This window comes from Niveispirillum sp. CC-CTL257 (genome assembly GCF_059489915.1).
On sequence record NZ_JCAJXE010000001.1, the window covers coordinates 2,246,263 to 2,263,586 of the forward strand.

Here is a 17,324-nt window from a genome sequence, read left to right on the forward strand (position 1 = left end):
TTAACCTCTAATCTTTGGTATGCGGCACACTTACCGTTGTATCCGTAAGGATATAGACTGTCAGCATACCCAAATCAGCGGCGGTGACAGCATCAGGCCGTTTCCCGGCGACGCCCCATCCCAAAGACAGCCAATAAGAGGCCAAGCCAGATCAGGGCGGGAACTAGGTCGCCAAAGTCTGCATACAATGGCACGAAATCGGCGCGTTGCGGTAGTGAAATATCCAGATTTCCGCTATCGCCAAGCGGTATGCTTCCCCTGATCCGCCCGTATGCGTCGATAACACCGGAGATACCTGTGTTGGCCGCGCGTACCAGGGGCACGCCCTCTTCCACCGCCCGCACGACCGTAATGGCGAAGTGCTGGTGCGGACCGGCGGTCTGTCCATACCACGCATCATTGGTCAGGTTCAGCAGCCAGTGGGGCCTTTCGCCCTCTCGCGGCATCACCGCACGTGGAAAGATGACCTCGTAACAGATAAGGGGGCTGGCCGCCGGCGCACCGGGCAACGACAGGGCCTGCGGGCCGGGGCCGGCTGAGAAATCGGCCGCCGACGCCACCGCCTTCATGCCCTTTGGCAGAAGGGAACGAAACGGCAGATATTCACCAAACGGCACCAGATGGAACTTGTCAAAACTGGCCACCACCTGTCCGCCCTGGGTCAGGGCGAACAGGCTGTTGAAATAGATGTAATTGCCATCGGCATCGGTCGCCAGTCGGTTACCGCCCGTGATCAGGGCACCGCCCGGCGGGGCCACTTGCGTCAACAGCCGGGTCAACGGCTGCTGATCGGCATTGGTATTGTCGGACGACAGGAAATACGGCACCGCGGTTTCCGGCCAGATGACATGGGTGACGCGCTCCCACCCTTCCTCGCCTGACATGGAAGTCAGGTGGCGCAGATTGTTGATCTTCGCCTCTTCCTTCCATTTAAGCTCTTGCGGAATATTGGGCTGCACCACGCGCAGCATGACGCCCGGCACATCGCCCAGCCCCTGCCCCGCCATGCGCCAGCCGCCCCATCCGGCCACAACCACCAAAGCCGCGACACCCGCAAGTGCCGGTCGCCAGGACGGCTTCGGTGCTACCAGGGTCGCCGGCAGCAGGGCGACCATAACGGTCAGCAACGACAGTCCATAGATGCCGGCCACGGACGCGAATTGCAGCACCGGCAAGACCGGCACCCAGCCATACCCCAGCAGGTTCCAGGGAAAGCCCGTGAACAGATGCCCGCGCGCATATTCAACAGCAACCCAGGCCAGCCCCAGCGCAACCGCCTCCGCCCACCCCGTCAGGCCAAACCGCCGCCGGGTCCAGCCATAAACGGCGGTTCCGGCCCCCAGGAACAGGCCCAGCAGCGCGGGCAAGCCCAGCAGGGCAAAGGGCAGCATGAACCAGAAGCGACCGATATCGGTGAACAGGGCCGCACTGATCCAGTAGAGACCCGGCACATGATGGCCGACACCAAAGGCGAAGCCGATGGCAAAATCGGTCCGTGTCCGGTCCGACCCGCGCAGCAGCCAGACCAACAGCGGAAAGGCCAGCCACAGCAGGGGCAAGGCATAGGCAGGCGGCAGGGCCAGCGTCGCCACCGCACCCGCCAGTGCGGCCAGCCCCAGCCGCTTCCAGCCCCGCAGACCAGTAACCCGACCGGCCAGCATGGCGAGACGGGGGCAAACGGCGGGGTATGTCATGCGGGATATCCAGGCAAGATGATGCTGGCGGATGGCGACGCGATAAGGACTATCCGGAAACCGCCTTACCCAACCGCCCGCTGAGGCTCGTCCGCATCATCGTCCTTGTTCGTGACGAGATTATGGACGCGCAGCATCTTGATGCGCCGCGGGTCGGCATCCAGGATTTCGAATGCCAGCCCACCCGGATGTTTCAGCACTTCGCCCGGCGACGGCACACGGCCCGCCATGGCGAAGACCAGCCCACCCAGCGTATCGACATCCTCCAGCTCGTCAGCGTCGAAATAACGGCCCAGCTGCGCCTCGAATTCCTCCACCGGAATGCGGGCATCAACATCGACGGTGCCGTCCGCGCGCGGGGTCAGGGCGCTTTCCTCGGCATCGTCATGCTCATCCTCAATCTCGCCCACGATCTCTTCCACCAGATCCTCGATGGAAACCAGACCGTCAATGCCGCCGAACTCGTCGACAACCAGCGCCAGATGCTGGCGTTTCTGCCGCATCTTCAGCAGCAGGTCGAGGACGGGCATGGAGGGGGCGACGATCATCACCTCGCGGGTGATGGCCTGCATGTCGAATTCGCGGGCACCGGCCACACAGGCCAGAACGTCCTTGATATGGACCATGCCGACCACGTCATCCAGCTCCTCCCGGTACACGGGCATGCGGCTGTGCGCCTCTTCGGAGAAACGCTTGATCAGGTCGGGCAGGGAGATGCCCATGGGCACGCCGACAATATCGGCGCGCGGCACCATGGCATCGGACACGGTGCGGTGACGCAGCTTCAGGATATTGGCGAGCAAGGCCCGCTCTCCCTCCGCCATGGAGGGCTCCTTGGGTCCCGTCTCCTCGATCAATTCCTCGATCGTGTCGCGCAGCGTATCGCCGCCGCGTACCCCGAGAATTGATCGCAGCCAGCCACGCAGGTGCTGGGCGAGGGTTCCATTTTCTTCCGCCCCGTCTTCGCGGGGCGATCGACTGTCGCTGAGGTCGGCCATCATCTTTCTGGGGTTAAGGGGACGGGTCCGGGGACAGGTCCCCCGGATCATCAGGCGCGCGGTGTCCTTCCGGCAGCCCGGCATAGGGGTCGGCGATGCCAAGCCCCGACAGTATCTGGGTCTCCAGCCGTTCCATCTGTTCGGCCTCGGAATCCTCAATATGGTCGTAACCCAGGAGATGCAGAACGCCGTGGGTCACAAGGTGGGCCAGATGGTCGGCAAAGGCCTTGCGTTGTTCACGCGCCTCGCGTTCCACCGTTTCAAACGCCAGAATCACATCGCCCAATATTACAGGAACCGGGGCCTCTGGCGACAGGAATTCCACATCCTCATCGTCAGGCTCGTCTTCGTCCTGTTCTTCGCCGTCAAAGCCCTCATCCTCGCCCTCTTCCCCGCCGCCATCGGCGTAGAGCGCGAAGGACAGGACATTGGTGGGCTTGTCCTTGCCACGATAGTTTTTGTTCAGTTCCTGAACCGTATCGTCATCGGCCAGGATCACCGACATCTCAATCGGGCCTTCGGGCAACCAGTGCGGATCCTGCGTATGGGCAGCGGTCAGGGCGGAGCGGGCCGACCGTTCGCACAGGGCTTCCACATCAGAAACCGATGCTTCCCAGCGTTCATCCTCAATGGACAGGGCAATCTCAACACGATCCGGCATGCTCATGCCCCTTCAAGCGCAAAAGACCGTGGGTCAAGGCCATTGACCCATGGTTCGGCGGCGACTGCCGCCGCGCGGCTCATGCCGCGTGAGCCAAGCCGCCGGATGGCGGCGCCCGGCGCCTGAGGGTGCGTGAAGTCCTGACCTTTGGTCATGACTTCACGCCATTCGCATCACGCGCGCGGTCGGCCGCGTCATAGGCGCGGACGATGCGTCCCACCAGCGGGTGACGCACGACATCCTGGTCGGAAAACTCCACGAACGACACGCCCTCCACCCCGCGCAGGATGCTCAGCGCCTCACGCAGGCCGGATTTCTGACCGCTGGGCAGGTCGATCTGGGTCACGTCGCCCGTCACCACCATGCGGCTGCCCTCGCCCAGGCGGGTCAGGAACATCTTCATCTGCATGGGCGTGGTATTCTGCGCCTCGTCCAGGATAACAAAGGCATGGGACAGGGTGCGACCGCGCATGAAGGCCAGCGGTGCCACCTCAATGACACCCGTCTCCAACCGCTTGGTCACCTGATCACCCGGCAGCATGTCATGCAGCGCATCGTAAAGCGGGCGCAGGTAGGGATCGACCTTTTCCTTCATGTCGCCGGGCAGAAAGCCCAGCCGCTCCCCCGCCTCCACGGCGGGCCGCGACAGGATGATGCGTTCGATGGAACCCTGCATCAGCAGGCTGACCGCCTGTGCCACCGCCAGATAGGTCTTGCCCGTACCGGCGGGCCCAAGCCCGAACACCAGCTCGCTTTCGGCCAGCGCCTCCAGATAGCGGGCCTGGGTGGCGCTGCGCGGGGTGATGGTGCGGCGCTTGGTCTTCAGGCCGGCGCGCGGGTCGGACAATTGGGCCAGCGCATTGCCGCTGGTCTGCACGTCCGCGCTGATGGCCAGCCGGGCGGCGGCATCCACCTCCCCCGGCCCCACGGGCATGCCGGCCTTCACCCGGTCCCACAGGGCCAGGATGGCGGCACGGGCGGCCTGCGCCGACTCATCCCCGCCCGTGATGGACAGGACATTGCCGCGCGACATCAGCCTTGTGCCCGTCTGCTTTTCCAGCCGTGTCAGGAACTGACCATGCTCCCCGAACAGCAGCGGCAGCAGGCGGTTATCGTCGAACGACAGTTCCAGGTTGGTCAAGCGTGTGCCTCCACCGCCGGGGCGGCCTGGGTTATGGTTTCGCCGGTCACGACATGGCCGGACAGGCTGTTGGCAAAGGCGCCGGTGACATGCACATCCACCATCTGGCCCATCAATCGGGCCGGGGCCTGCACATAGACGGACTGCATATAGGCGCTGCGGCCCAGCAACTGCCCCTCCAGCTTGCCCACCCGGTCGAACAGCACCGTCAGGGTGCGGCCAATCATGGTCTGGTTGAAGGCCACCTGCTGGGCGTTCAGCAATTGCTGCACCGCCTGCAACCGCTCATCCTTCACCTTCTCGTCCACCTGCCGGCCTTCCAGCGAAGCGGCGGGGGTGCCGGGACGGGCGGAATATTTGAAGCTATAGGCCTGGGCAAAGCCGATATCGGTAATCAGGCGCAGCGTGTCGGCAAAATCCTGATCCGTCTCTCCGGGGAAGCCGGTGATGAAATCCGATGACAGGGCCAGATCAGGCTGACGTGCGCGCAGCCGGTCGATCAGGCGGCGGTAATCATCGCCCGTGTGCTTGCGGTTCATGGCCGCCAGGATACGGTCGCTGCCCGACTGCACCGGCAGATGCAGGAACGGCATCAGCTGCGGCACGGTCCCATGCGCATCGATCAGGTCGTCATCCATGTCGCGCGGGTGGCTGGTGGTGTAGCGGATACGCTCCAGCCCATCGATCTCTGCCAGTTCGCGGATCAACCGGCCCAGGCCCCAGACCTTGCCCTCCGGCCCCTCACCATGGAACGCATTCACATTCTGACCCAGCAGCGTGATCTCCCGCACGCCATGCGAGACCAGCCGCCGCGCCTCGTTCAACACCTGGCCCACGGGGCGGCTATATTCCGACCCGCGCGTATAGGGGACCACACAGAAGGTGCAGAACTTATCGCACCCTTCCTGCACCGACAGGAAAGCCGCCGGCCCCTGCGGCTTGGCGCTTTCTTCGGGCAACAGGTCGAACTTGCTCTCCACCGGGAAATCGGTATTGACCACGCCCCCGGCCCCGCGCACGGCCCGCGTCACCATTTCCGGCAATTGGTGATAGGTCTGCGGACCGAACACCATGTCCACATGCGGCGCGCGCATCATGATCTCTGCGCCCTCGGCCTGTGCCACACAGCCGGCCACGGCCACCACCATGCGCCCACCGTCCGCCGCCTTCTCATTCTGAAGGTGCCGGATGCGCCCCAGCTCGGAATAGACCTTTTCCGAGGCCTTTTCGCGGATATGGCAGGTGTTCAGGATCACCATGTCGGCGCCGTCGGGCGTATCCGTCGGCTCGTACCCCAGCGGCCCCAGGACATCGGCCATGCGGTCGCTGTCATAGACATTCATCTGGCAGCCATAGGTCTTGATGAACAGCTTCTTCTTCAACGCCGTCACCCCGAAACCGGGGCCTTTCCGCATGACAAAGGGCACGGGATGGCAAAGGCCAGCCGTTTAACCGGTGCAAGATAGGGATGTCGCCGCCAGAGTCAACGCCGCAGCACGGGTGGGCGGGGGCGATGGGGGTGCATGGGGGTCGCAAAGCTGATGGAGTTACTCTTCAGGCCTGGCTGGCATAACACTCAACTTCAAGGGTAGCAGATGCTTTTGTGCCTGAGACTCAGGCAACTCATACATCCTTACTTGCACGATTGATTCAACCCCGAGCAGAATCGGGCCTTCGCGCGCGCCCGTATGCAGCATCACGTAATGCACCTTGCCTTCTTCTGCTACAAAAGTGAGACCAGAATACAGCGGAGCCGGCATCCCCAAGAAGCCCGGCTCATCCTCAAGACCAACAACATATTTTCCCGCCGCGACAGAATGGGGCAGGTAACCTCGATTCAAGACTGTGCCGGCAAATTGGCCGTTTAGCGTCACCCGGTAAGGTACATTACCGGCCAAAAAGGAGCTGGGGCGGAAGAAATAAACCACGCTGCCGGTCGCCGGGGGCTGCGGCTTGGTATAGCTGTCCCCTGCCGCACTCACGCACGCCGCTAGCGGCAGTGCAACGAGCAATATCAGAATAAATTTCAGTAGCGCGGCGGCTCGCACCATCTTCACCCCCAATATTCAGATGAAGACTGCCACAAAATTCAACCCTAGTGAAGTCTCAGCACCAAATCAGCATCGCATAAGCGGTTGATCCTCAATCCTCAATCGGCCGATACCGCGCCCTGTACGCCGCCTCTGCCGCCGCCATGCCTTCTTCGGCACGGCCTTCCTTGATGATGTTCAACAGGGCGTAGAGCACTTCCTGCACGCCCTCACCCGCCGCACCCGACATGACCAGCACGGGCTTCTTGGCCGACCGGCGCAGTTTGGTACGCTTGAACTCGATCTCTTCCTGGGTCAGGGCGTCGACCTTGTTCAGGACGACGATTTCCTTTTTGTCAGCCAGACCGCCGCCATACATGCGCAGCTCGCGCCGGATGGTGCGATAGGCCAGCTGCACGTCGTCCTGTGTGCCGTCGATCAGGTGCAGCAGCACGCGTGTACGCTCGACATGGCCCAGGAAGCGGGTGCCCAGGCCGTGGCCTTCATGTGCGCCCTCGATCAGGCCGGGGATATCGGCGATGACGAATTCTTCCTCACCGGCCTTCACCACGCCCAGGTTGGGCACCAGGGTGGTGAAGGGATAGTCGGCGATCTTGGGCCGGGCGCGGGACACGGCGGCCAGGAAGGTGCTTTTACCGGCATTGGGCAGGCCCAGCAGGCCGGCATCGGCAATCAGCTTCAGACGCAGCCAGACCCAGCGCTCCTCCCCCGGCCAGCCGGGGCCGAAATTGCGGGGCGCGCGGTTGGTGCTGGTCTTGAAATGCTCGTTCCCGTAACCGCCATCACCGCCCTTCAGCAGCACGATGCGCTGACCGGCCTCGGTCATGTCGGCGATCACCGTTTCCTGATCCTCGTCCAGCACCTGGGTGCCCACCGGCACGCGCAGCACCACATCGGCACCACGGGCACCGTTGCGGGACGAGCCCATGCCATGGTCGCCCTTCTTGGCCTTGAAATGCTGCTGATAGCGATAGTCGATCAGGGTGTTCAGGCCATCGACGGCCTCGATCACCACATCGCCGCCACGCCCGCCATTGCCGCCATCGGGGCCGCCGAAGGGGATGAACTTCTCACGCCGGAACGCCACCGCACCCGGGCCGCCATCACCGCTACGCAGGTAGATCTTACACTGATCAAGGAACTTCATGGCGGCACCGACTTCTACAACAGGAACGGGAGGCACCCAAGGGCGGCGACCGGCGCCTGAGGGGACATCAAAAACTCAAAACAAATCGGGGGAACGGTTGCCCGCTCCCCCGACCCGTCAAATTCCAACCATCGACCAGGGCCGACGGACAGACCTTACTCAGCAGCCGCAGCGGCTTCTTCAACGATCAGCTCGTTGACGCCGACAAAGGTGCGACCCTTCAGGCCGGTCTTGAACTCGACATTGCCGTCGACCAGGGCGAACAGCGTGTGGTCCTTGCCGATGCCGACATTTTCGCCAGCATGGAACTTGGTGCCGCGCTGACGGACCAGGATGTTGCCGGCCAGAACCAGCTCACCACCAAAGCGCTTGACGCCCAGACGGCGACCAGCGGTATCGCGACCGTTGCGGGACGAGCCGCCTGCCTTTTTATGTGCCATGGATCTAACTCCTTACCGAATGCTTCAAAAAGGCGCTCAGGCCTGGATACCGGTGATGCGCAGCACCGTCACTTCCTGACGATGGCCGTTCTTCCGGCGGTAGTTCTGGCGGCGCTTCTTCTTGAAGATGATGATCTTGTCGTTGCGATCCTGGGCGACAACGTCAGCCGTGACAACGGCGTTGGCGATCAGGGGGGTACCGACAGTGGTGGTGCCCTCGTTGCTGACCAGCAGGACTTCGTCCAGCTTCAGGGAAGCACCGGCCTCACCGGCCAGCTTCTCAACCCGAATGACGTCGCCGGCCGCGACCTTGTACTGCTTACCGCCGGTGCGGATGACTGCGAACATTCTAACCACCACTTCTTAAAGATCCGGGAACCCCCGCCAATGGGATGGCCCCTTCCATTCTGCCGCAAAAAGGAATACGGCAGCCGAAAAGGCTCCGTTTCCAGAGGCGGCGGAATATACCTGTCCGAGACGGGCTGTCAACCAGGAACAGACTCATTTCCTTAGGTCTTCGCCCCCCGCGCCCTGCAAGGGTGGGGTCCATCCGCCGCATGGAGTTCCTTATATATTGTCGCGGTGCTGTGAAAAAGGACTGTTGCATCACGCCGGCTGTTTGTGTAGGTTCCGCGCCACTTCGCCAGGACGCCCCGGTTGACCGCCGGGAATCAAGCGCGGCGGGGTCATGCGGAGAGGTGGCGGAGTGGTCGAACGCGTCGGTCTCGAAAACCGAAGTACCCGCAAGGGTACCGTGGGTTCGAATCCCACCCTCTCCGCCATCTATTTTCCCTAAATATTTGAATTCGAACGCACTTCGGGTCTGTTGCTCGTTGTGGCGTCCCACATTTCCCCACGCCGGCGCACTGATTGCCCCGCATTCGTCCTACCGCCCCCCGAACTTCCACCACAGCGCCAGCAGCGCCATGCGCTCGCCGCCGGCATTGCGGCCACCGATGGCCTTGGACAGGCCGAATTGCAGGCCCAGATCGTCGGTCAACTGACGCACGGCCGACAGTTGCACCTTGTACCGGCGGACATCGCCATAGCCGGCACCGGGCGTACCCACGCTGACGGCATTGAAACTCTGCGCCAGCAGCAGCCAATCGGCATCAGGGCGGAACCCTGCCGTCAGGTCCAGGCGCAGTTCATCCGCCGCCGGGCCGCCACGGGTGCGGTAGGCGAACTGCGCGTCGATGAAGCCGCCATCGAATCCGTGGCCGTACAGCACCCGCATCTCCGCATCGGCCTTGCCCGACCCCAGCGGCGGCACGTCCCCCTTGTCATAACCCAGGGGTAAACGGATCAGGGGCTGCAGAGCGATGATGTCCGCCCCGTCCTGCCACACGGTCTGGCGCACCGCGAATTCCGCATCGGCCAGACCCGCCCCCTTATCGCTGCCGCCCACCGCATTATCGGCCTTCAACCGTTGCCAGGAGGGCTGGAAGCTGATGGTCGTGTCACCGCCCACACCCCAGGAGATCAGGGGGGCCACTTCCAGCTTGCGGAATTTCGGGTTGGTGCCGCCGACACGGCCATCAAAGCCGCTGTCCGATTCTGAATAGGTGGCACCGGCGATGACCTCCATGGTCCCCGCCGCCTGTGGCCAAGCCCCGGCAAGGGCCGGACTGGCGGACAGAAGCAACGGCAGGGACAGCAGGCGAAGGCATGTACGCAGCAGCATGGGTCACAAATCCTCCGGCGGCAGGGTGCCGCCGTCAATGATGCGGGCCCCGCCATGGGTGCGGGCCTGGTCCAGGGCGCGGCGGGCCAGACTGGCCGCCTCCACGCCCGTGCCATACCCGGCAGACAGGCTGACATGCGGGCCGGCGTTGGAACGCGGGTGCGGAATGCGGGCGCGGGCCACCAGATCGACCAGACGTTCGGCGGTCTCCCGGACGGCGGCATGGTCACTGCCTTCGAACAGCACGGCCAACCGACCATCGCCGGCCATGGCCAGCACATCGCCAATACGCCCCGGCAGACCGGCGGCCAGTTCCATGACCCGGCGGGTCAGTGCCGCCGCCGGGTCGGCGCCATCCACCTCTTCCAGGCGACCGAAATCATCAATGGCGGCGAACAGGACGGCACCCGCATGGTGACGCTGCGCCCGTTCGGCCAGCATCTGTCCGCATTGCGCGGGTCCGGGCCAACCCAGGCCGGCGATACCGCGCGCGTCGGATCCTGGCGCGTGGCGGCGGTCGGCGGTCAGTTCAGCCAACTCCCCTTCCCGCGCCCGGCGACGCCGCGCCTCCGTCCGCCAACGCAAGGCCGACTGCACCCGGGCGCGCAAGGCCACCAGCGTCGCCGGCTTCACGACATAGTCAAAGGCACCGGCGATGAAGGCCTGATTCAAGGTCTCCTCATCCTCCAGCGAGGAGACCATGATCACGGGCACATCGGCCAGACGGGGGTTTTCCTTGATCAGGCAGGTGGCTGTGATCCCGTCCATGACGGGCAGCATGATATCCATCAGGACGATATCGATGGGGCATTCTTCCCCATCGGTGCGCTCCACATCCAGGGCCGCCAGTGCTTCCTCGGCACTGCCGGCCTTTATGATCGGGCCATAGCCGCAGGCCGTCAGCTGGGCCGACAGCAACTCGCGGACTTCCTCCAGATCCTCAACAATCAGGATCATCTCACTCACCCCTTTTCCCGCTGTCGGTCGGCAAACGCCAGACGCGCCAGTCCCCCCGGTCATAAATCAAAACCGCCCCTGTTCCCGCATCATGCCACAGATCGGGCAGCGCCTGTGCGATCCGGTCGCGCGTTCCAGGGGCACTGACGGGGTCGCGCAGAGCCACATAGGTTGTGCGCAGTTGCCGGACGATCAGATCGGCCTTCAACCGGTCATTGCTGGGCAGGACCAGACCCGCCGCCCGGCCCCGGCCCGGCACCACGGCACCCGCCGTCAACCCGTCGATGGCGACATCATCCAGATCGCGCAGGAAACGGCCAAGGGCCAGTTCGCCCTGCGCATCCCCCGCCACCTGTCCGGCCCCCAGCACAGCCTGACGCCAGCCCGTGGTATCGGCGTCCCCAACCTGCCCTTGCGCCCACCAGCCCGTCAGCAGGCCCACCGCCGCCAGCAGCGGCATCAGACCACCCCGCAGCCGGTTGCGCCCCGTCACCGCCGCCGCCAGCACCGATACCGGCGCCATATAGGCCAGCAACCGCCCCGGATCGCCCAGAAACCACGTAGCAGAGGTAAGCACCAGCGCCGTCAGCACGATCCCGGTCAGCAGCAACAGCACACGCCGCGCCCCGCCATCACCGAACAGAATGCCCACGGGCAGCAGCGGGGCATTGGTCAGAATCAGGGCGGCGCCGACCAGCACCGCCATGCCCATGCTCCCGCCCGGTCCCATCAGCCAGGAACTGTCCCCCACATGCGCCGCAGAGCCATGGATGGCCGCATCCACCCCCGCCGCAAAGGCCAGGGGCGAGCCGCCAAACACCCAGTTCGCATAGAACAGGGCCAGGGACGCGAACATCAGCGGGAACATCACGACCAGCAAACTGCCCGACGCCGATGTCGCCACCATGCGCGCCGGCAGCATCAGGGCGATGAAGGGTACTGCCGCCAGCACCAGATAGGCGCCCGCCGCATCGGCCAGCGCCAGACAGGCCAGCGACACGCCCAGCGCGATCATGGCATTCACCTCTCCCCGCCGTGCCAACCGCAGGGAGGAGGAGACGGCGATGGTGAAGGCCAGCACACCCAGCGGTGCCGCCCCGCCCGCCGCCACGCTCAGCGACAGCGAAGGCGCACAGGCCAGCAGCCCCACCGTGATCAGTGACGGCACAAACCGATGCCCGCCGGCCACCAGCATACGCACCCACAGCGTCGCCGCGATGGACAGTATCAGGACATTGACGACCAGCGGGGCCGGCACGCCCCCCAGACCGGGGATCAGGGCGACACCCATGTCGAAGGACAGGGGCAGAACCGGATAGGCCGTGCCCGTCAGGTCCCGGAAGGCCCCAACATCGGCGGTGGCTAGAAGCGCGCGGGTCCAGCGGTCAGCCATGGCGGGGGCCAGCCAGCCCTCCTGCATCGGCCAGGATGCCACAAACCCGATCAGCGGCATCAGCAGGGCCAGCGACACCGCAAACAGCCAGCGCGGTACGGGCCGGCTGCCGCGCTGATCCAGATGGACGGGCACAAAGCTGCGGGTAGGGGTCGAAGCCATGCTCATGATGACTGCCCCATGCTGGCCAGGGCCTTCGCCACCTCCTGCTTGGTCGCCTGCGACAGACCGTGCTGCGTCTTCTCCCAATAGAACGGGTTCTTCACCAGCTGCCACAGCGCCTTATAGGCCGCGACCGACATCAGTGCCCAATAACCGATGACCGTCAGGCCCCAGGGCGCCAGATTGGTCCATCCCCGCTTTACCGGCGCGATAATGGAGATGTAGGTGAACAGGCCATTGCCGGCCAGCAGGTTGAACAAGGACAGATACAGCAGCGCCGTGGGGAACAGCGGGTCCAGCCAGGTGCCGCCGATCAGCAGCCAGATCAGGTAGAAACCCCAGAAAATCGGGTTCAGCAGGCCCGACAGCATGGTGCCGCCGATAAAGAACTGGAACCCCCAGAAACCGCCGGCCCCCACGGATTTATAGAGATGGATCGGGTCGCGCATATGCACCAGATAGGTCTGCATATAGCCCTTGATCCAGCGTGACCGCTGGCGCACCCAATTGGGGATGGAGACATTCGCCTCTTCGAACGTGGTCGAATTCACGACACCGACGCGATAGCCCTTCTGCGTCAGGCGCACGCCCAGATCGGCATCCTCCGTCACATTGAACGGGTCCCAGGCATGGAGCTTGGTCAGCACATCCATGCGGAAATGGTTCGAGGTGCCACCCAGCGGGATGGGAATATTCAGCCGTTCCAGCCCGCCCAGCATGAAGTCGAACCAGAGCGAGTAATCCAGCGTGAACATCCGGGTCAGCCAATTCTCATTGGCATTGAAATAGTTCAGGCGACACTGAATGCAGGCGGTATTGGGCGGGGCCTTGCGGAAGGCGACCACCACCTTCTTCAACTGATCCGGCTCCGGCTGATCCTCCGCGTCGAAGATCACCAGATATTCGCCACGGGCGAAGCGCAGGGCATAATTGCAGGCCTTGGGCTTGGTCTGCGGCTTGGTCGGCGGCACCCGGATGATCTCAAAAATGCCCTCCAGGCCCAGTGACTTGGCGGCATTGATCGTCTCGTGGTCGCCGGCTTCCAGCACCAGCTTGATGTCCAGCTTGGCGATGGGATAGTCGAGCCGGCGCAGCGCCGCCGCCAGGATGGGCAGCACCTCCGGCTCCTTGTACATGGGCACCAGGACCGTGAAGGTGGGCAGGTCATCATCATGCAGGGCCGCGACCTCTGCATCCGTCACCTTGCGGTCCACCTGCTTGGCATCCGATCCGAACCAGACCAGGATGGTCTTCAAGAAGAAATTGCCCAGATAAAACAGGGCCATGATGACATTGGTCACGATCAGGGTGCCAATGGGTGCGAAGGCCAGACCCAGCAGGAAGACCGACAGCAGGCCATACAGGAACAAGGTCTGGCCCGGCGTCACCACCGTCCGGGCCGAACTGGTCGGGTCCATATCGGCCAGGGCGTGGACGGCCAGATGGTTGAACTCCGCCTCGAACAGGCGTTGCAGGGTCCAGACGATGTCGAATTTCGACGTCACCACCATCCGGGTTTTGGGACCATAGGTCTGGCGGGCGAACAGCATGGCGCGCGGCCCCGGATCGGCGGTCGCCACCGTGACCACATCGCCCTCCTTCTTCCAGGGCAGCAGCAGCAGGCGGCTGTAATCATCCACCTTGTCCTTTTCCACCAGCCCTTCCTCGGGCCGTTCGGCCATCATGTCGATGAAGGGAAGGCGGAAACGGTCGGCGAGCGTGCGATAAAATTCACGCGCCTTCACCATGCCCTGGGAGATGACGATGTCACCGAAGGGCACTTTCCATTTGCGCTGCAGTTCCAGGGCACGCTCCACCTGCGCCACCGTCAGCAACCCCTTGGCCAGCAGCAGCTCACCGATAGGGGGGACGATGTCGCCGTTGCTGGGGGCGGCAGGAGGCGGAATGATGGCCATGCCTGATCAAGCCTTTGGCGCGCGGTTGCGATACCAGCGGCGCAGCGCGCCCACACCGACCAGGGTCAGCAGACCCCAGGCCCCCAGCACCAGCAGGATGCGGAACCGATCCAGCCAGTCGGCCCAGCCGGCATCATCGGCCACCACCACCCGCACCGCGCGGTCGCGCACCGTGTCAAAGGCCATCAGCACCCCGGTATCGTCCGCAAAGGCGACATTGCCCTTGTCAAAGGCCAGACGCGGCATCAGGGGCGAAATACGGCCATCATTGGTGGCCAGCGACAGCCCCGGCATACCGTCCAGGCTGGCCAGCTGCGCTGTCATGAGGCCGCTGGTGCCCGTGACATCCAGCAGGGTCTGCCCCGACCGGTCCTTCACCGATACCGCCCCGCCATCCAGACGCACGGGCAGGTCGGGTTTGGCCGGAAGGCTGGCACCCGGCAGCTGAATGAAGGGGGTGGCGGGCTTGGCCTTGCCATCGCCCACGATCACCGACAGGGGTGCCTGTGCCGGCACCAGATCGGCCACGATGCGGGCGGCAAGGTTCACCGCCGCGACATCCTTCAGCTGCTCCGCCGTCACGACCAGGGTCGCGCCCTTCTCCATGGCCGGTGACAGGGCATAGAAATCGCCGGGCTTGGCCGCATCGGGCGTCAGGGTGACCCGGCTGCCGGGCAGGATCTGCGCCGGGCTGGCCAGCGGTGCCTCGCGGCAATCCCCGCCCGACGGCTGCCGCTGCAACACGATGCGGATGGCGTTGGACCGGCCCAGCAGACCGTCGGGCAGCGGCACCGAAAGGCGCTGTACCTTGCCGCCATCAGGCAGGCTAACACTACGCAGCAGGGTATTGTTGACGAAGACATGCAGCAGTTGCGGGCGGTCGCCCATGGTGCTGCCGGGTGCCAGCTCAATCTCCAGCGCCGCCGGACGCTGCCCCAACGGTACCTGAGTATAATCCAGGCGCAGCGGCCATTCCGCCCGGTCGACCAGTTCCTGTACACCCTGCCCCAGACCCAGGGCGGCGAAGGGAATGCCATCAGTGCCGATCAGGCTGGCCGGAAGCGGCTTGGCCACCTTCACCGCCTGCGCACCTGTGTCGGCCAGCGGCGACCAGCCATCGGTCAGAACCCGGACCTTCTCCCCATCAATCCCGTCCAGCAGGGCCAGCGCCACCCCCTCGGCCAGGGGCAGCAGGGCGATATCGGCCCCGGCCCCGCCGTCGCGCAATTGCCAAAGCGTGTCCTTGCCGGGCTGGGCACGGATAGCAGCGCCCAGCGCCTCCACCTCTGCCTTGGTGGCGATCACGATGCTGCCGGTCGTCGCCGGAGGGGCGGACAGATCCGAAACAGCATCCGGGGTCGGCAGGCGATCAAAGGTGACGATGCGGCCCTGCCGCTGGAGGTCACCCGCCAGCTTCACCGCCGCCTGGAACTGTGTGACCGTCAGGTCACCCGCCGGCAGCAACAGATGCACACGCAGCCCCAGCGCCGACCAGGCGGCCCGGACACTGTCGATCTTGGCGGGGTCGATGCTGTAGGTCACGGCGCTGTCGGGTGACAAGGTAACAAAGCCGCCGGGTAACCGCTGATCGACGCAACGATTATCGGTCCATTGTGCGCCCCAGATGATGCTGGCCTTGGCGAAACCCTGCCTTATGTCGGGCCGCGACAGGGACATCGACAGGGCGTAGTCCTTGTAGGTCTGGCTCAACCCACCCGTCCAGCGCGGGTTGTCATCGACCTGCACCTGAACGGACGCCCGCTGCCCCTCGGCCAGACTGCCGACCAGCCTCGCTTCCAGCTTCAGATTGTCAGTCGGCACCCAGGCCGGCAGCGGGAAGAAGATATCCTGCCGGGCGGAGATGCCGGACAGGGTGACCCCGTCCGGGTAGCCCAGGTCGCGCAGCGTCACGCTGCGTGTGCCGGGCTTTACCGGATCGGCTGCCAGGGCCGGGGCGACCAGGGCGGTTGCGGTGAACAGAGCGGCGATCAGGGCGTGGCGCATGGGGCTTACCATTGACAGGGGGCCGTGGCCGGTGCCCGATGGCGTCCGGCAGTGAAGGGGCGGAGGGTTGCGGATTGCGGCGGGAAGGGTATGCCTCGCGGCGCAGGATACTGAAACTTGCAGCAGGTCTGGCGGGGCTGGGCCTCCTGCCGACCGGCTGTGCGGGCGCCGGCAAGGTGCCGTGGCGCGGCGTGAACCTGATCGCCACGCCCGACGCGCCGCTGGGTTCGCCTGCCTGCGAACGCTCCCTGCGCCATCTGCGCGACCTGGGCGGCAATGCCGTCGCCCTGATCCCGTTCCTGTGGCAGTCGGGTCCCCATGACCCGCGGATCGTACTGGGCGACGCCATCAGCCTGGACCACCTGCGCGCCGGCATCCGGCAGGCGAAAGACCTGGGCATGAAGGTCATGGTGAAACCCCATGTCTGGGTGCCACAGACCTGGGCCGGGGCCATCGAATTCAGGGAAGCGGCGGATCAGGCGGAATGGTTGCGCCGATACCGCGCCATTCTTCTCGATCTTGCCATCCTGGCACAGGAAGAAGGGGCCGAAGCCCTGGCATTGGGAACGGAGCTGCGCGGCGTCAGCGGCGATCCCACCTGGACCGGCATCATTGCAGATGTTCGCGCCCGCTTCCGGGGCATCCTGACCTATGTCGCGCACTGGGATGGGGAGCTGGACCGCCTGCCCTTTCGCACCCTGTTGGACATCCCCTCCATCAGCCTCTACCCGCCGCTGGGCGCAGATGATGCCGGATTGGCGGGCCGGATTGACGCGCTGGCCGCCGCCCTGGCCAGACAGGGTCCGCTCTGGATCGGCGAACTGGGCCTGCGCAGTGCGGTGGGTGGACAGGCCAAACCCTGGGAAAGCCCGGAAGAACGCGACGCCCATCCCGATGGCGATTTGCAGGCCCGTGTCCTGGACCATTGGCTGACCGCCCTCAACCGCCATGGCCTGCACGACATCCTGCTCTGGCGCTGGTTCAGCGATCCCGACGCCGGCGGCCCGCAGGACACCGACTTCACCGTGCAGCGCAAGCCGGCGGAGGCGGTAATCCGGCGCCACTTTTCCCCCTGA

Annotated in this window: 15 protein-coding genes and 1 tRNA gene; 2 read left to right on the forward strand and 14 right to left on the reverse strand. The window is 64.6% G+C overall.

Annotated elements, in window-relative coordinates; genetic code table 11:
• Window positions 1-92: 92 nt before the first annotated feature.
• The 9 genes from lnt to rplU form a co-directional block, all read right to left on the reverse strand.
• Window positions 93-1,694: an apolipoprotein N-acyltransferase gene (gene lnt / locus ABC729_RS10460; protein WP_495607540.1), complete on the reverse strand. Its 1,602-nt coding sequence runs from the start codon at window positions 1,692-1,694 to the stop codon at window positions 93-95.
• Between the two features lie 65 nt (window positions 1,695-1,759).
• The gene (locus ABC729_RS10465; RefSeq protein WP_495608669.1) at window positions 1,760-2,692 is read right to left on the reverse strand and encodes a hemolysin family protein; all 933 of its coding nucleotides are present in this window, start codon (window positions 2,690-2,692) and stop codon (window positions 1,760-1,762) included.
• 13 nt (window positions 2,693-2,705) lie between these two features.
• Window positions 2,706-3,353: an rRNA maturation RNase YbeY gene (gene ybeY, locus ABC729_RS10470; protein WP_495607541.1), complete on the reverse strand. Its 648-nt coding sequence runs from the start codon at window positions 3,351-3,353 to the stop codon at window positions 2,706-2,708.
• A gap of 151 nt (window positions 3,354-3,504) precedes the next feature.
• Window positions 3,505-4,494 carry a PhoH family protein gene (locus ABC729_RS10475; protein WP_495607542.1) on the reverse strand — a complete coding sequence of 330 codons (990 nt, stop codon included), beginning with the start codon at window positions 4,492-4,494 and terminating at the stop codon, window positions 3,505-3,507.
• Complete coding sequence (gene miaB / locus ABC729_RS10480; protein ID WP_495607543.1) at window positions 4,491-5,909, reverse strand: tRNA (N6-isopentenyl adenosine(37)-C2)-methylthiotransferase MiaB; 1,419 nt, start codon at window positions 5,907-5,909, stop codon at window positions 4,491-4,493. Before miaB ends, ABC729_RS10475 begins: the two co-directional genes overlap by 4 nt.
• Before the next feature lie 132 nt (window positions 5,910-6,041).
• The gene (locus tag ABC729_RS10485; RefSeq protein WP_495607544.1) at window positions 6,042-6,545 is read right to left on the reverse strand and encodes a hypothetical protein; all 504 of its coding nucleotides are present in this window, start codon (window positions 6,543-6,545) and stop codon (window positions 6,042-6,044) included.
• Window positions 6,546-6,636: 91 nt separating this feature from the next.
• Window positions 6,637-7,692: a GTPase ObgE gene (gene obgE, locus ABC729_RS10490; RefSeq protein WP_495607545.1), complete on the reverse strand. Its 1,056-nt coding sequence runs from the start codon at window positions 7,690-7,692 to the stop codon at window positions 6,637-6,639.
• A 155-nt stretch (window positions 7,693-7,847) separates the two neighbouring features.
• Window positions 7,848-8,132 carry a 50S ribosomal protein L27 gene (rpmA, locus tag ABC729_RS10495; protein WP_495607546.1) on the reverse strand — a complete coding sequence of 95 codons (285 nt, stop codon included), beginning with the start codon at window positions 8,130-8,132 and terminating at the stop codon, window positions 7,848-7,850.
• 36 nt (window positions 8,133-8,168) lie between these two features.
• Window positions 8,169-8,480: a 50S ribosomal protein L21 gene (gene rplU / locus ABC729_RS10500; protein WP_054165740.1), complete on the reverse strand. Its 312-nt coding sequence runs from the start codon at window positions 8,478-8,480 to the stop codon at window positions 8,169-8,171.
• 344 nt (window positions 8,481-8,824) lie between these two features.
• Between rplU and ABC729_RS10505 the strand changes: the two genes are divergently transcribed.
• A tRNA-Ser gene (locus tag ABC729_RS10505) sits at window positions 8,825-8,914 on the forward strand.
• Window positions 8,915-9,018: 104 nt separating this feature from the next.
• Here ABC729_RS10505 and ABC729_RS10510 read toward each other — a convergent pair.
• From ABC729_RS10510 to ABC729_RS10530, 5 genes are read right to left on the reverse strand one after another with little or no spacing between them, the layout of a single operon-like run.
• Entirely contained in the window at window positions 9,019-9,816 is a 798-nt protein-coding gene (locus ABC729_RS10510) for a transporter family protein (protein ID WP_495607547.1), read from the reverse strand.
• A 3-nt stretch (window positions 9,817-9,819) separates the two neighbouring features.
• Complete coding sequence (locus ABC729_RS10515; protein ID WP_495607548.1) at window positions 9,820-10,773, reverse strand: response regulator; 954 nt, start codon at window positions 10,771-10,773, stop codon at window positions 9,820-9,822.
• Window position 10,774: 1 nt separating this feature from the next.
• A complete protein-coding gene (locus ABC729_RS10520) occupies window positions 10,775-12,334 on the reverse strand; it encodes a hypothetical protein (protein ID WP_495607549.1) in 1,560 nt (519 codons plus the stop codon).
• Window positions 12,331-14,244 (reverse strand): glycosyltransferase family 2 protein, encoded by a 1,914-nt coding sequence (locus tag ABC729_RS10525; RefSeq protein ID WP_495607550.1) that lies wholly within the window; start codon window positions 14,242-14,244, stop codon window positions 12,331-12,333. Before ABC729_RS10525 ends, ABC729_RS10520 begins: the two co-directional genes overlap by 4 nt.
• A 6-nt stretch (window positions 14,245-14,250) precedes the next feature.
• Window positions 14,251-16,248: a cellulose biosynthesis cyclic di-GMP-binding regulatory protein BcsB gene (locus ABC729_RS10530; protein WP_495607551.1), complete on the reverse strand. Its 1,998-nt coding sequence runs from the start codon at window positions 16,246-16,248 to the stop codon at window positions 14,251-14,253.
• A gap of 38 nt (window positions 16,249-16,286) precedes the next feature.
• Here ABC729_RS10530 and ABC729_RS10535 point away from each other — a divergent pair, with 38 nt between their 5' ends.
• Complete coding sequence (locus ABC729_RS10535; RefSeq protein ID WP_495607552.1) at window positions 16,287-17,324, forward strand: glycoside hydrolase family 113; 1,038 nt, start codon at window positions 16,287-16,289, stop codon at window positions 17,322-17,324.

Bases quoted from the DNA above. Each gene is read 5' to 3' on its own strand.
- obgE (WP_495607545.1), bottom strand. From the start codon at position 7,692: ATGAAGTTCCTTGATCAGTGTAAGATCTACCTGCGTAGCGGTGATGGC.
- ABC729_RS10510 (WP_495607547.1), bottom strand. From the start codon at position 9,816: ATGCTGCTGCGTACATGCCTTCGCCTGCTGTCCCTGCCGTTGCTTCTG.
- ABC729_RS10520 (WP_495607549.1), bottom strand. From the start codon at position 12,334: ATGAGCATGGCTTCGACCCCTACCCGCAGCTTTGTGCCCGTCCATCTG.
- ABC729_RS10465 (WP_495608669.1), bottom strand. From the start codon at position 2,692: ATGGCCGACCTCAGCGACAGTCGATCGCCCCGCGAAGACGGGGCGGAA.
- miaB (WP_495607543.1), bottom strand. From the start codon at position 5,909: ATGCGGAAAGGCCCCGGTTTCGGGGTGACGGCGTTGAAGAAGAAGCTG.
- ybeY (WP_495607541.1), bottom strand. From the start codon at position 3,353: ATGCCGGATCGTGTTGAGATTGCCCTGTCCATTGAGGATGAACGCTGG.
- rpmA (WP_495607546.1), bottom strand. From the start codon at position 8,132: ATGGCACATAAAAAGGCAGGCGGCTCGTCCCGCAACGGTCGCGATACC.
- ABC729_RS10530 (WP_495607551.1), bottom strand. From the start codon at position 16,248: ATGCGCCACGCCCTGATCGCCGCTCTGTTCACCGCAACCGCCCTGGTC.
- lnt (WP_495607540.1), bottom strand. From the start codon at position 1,694: ATGACATACCCCGCCGTTTGCCCCCGTCTCGCCATGCTGGCCGGTCGG.
- ABC729_RS10535 (WP_495607552.1), top strand. From the start codon at position 16,287: ATGGCGTCCGGCAGTGAAGGGGCGGAGGGTTGCGGATTGCGGCGGGAA.
- ABC729_RS10485 (WP_495607544.1), bottom strand. From the start codon at position 6,545: ATGGTGCGAGCCGCCGCGCTACTGAAATTTATTCTGATATTGCTCGTT.
- ABC729_RS10525 (WP_495607550.1), bottom strand. From the start codon at position 14,244: ATGGCCATCATTCCGCCTCCTGCCGCCCCCAGCAACGGCGACATCGTC.
- rplU (WP_054165740.1), bottom strand. From the start codon at position 8,480: ATGTTCGCAGTCATCCGCACCGGCGGTAAGCAGTACAAGGTCGCGGCC.
- ABC729_RS10515 (WP_495607548.1), bottom strand. From the start codon at position 10,773: ATGATCCTGATTGTTGAGGATCTGGAGGAAGTCCGCGAGTTGCTGTCG.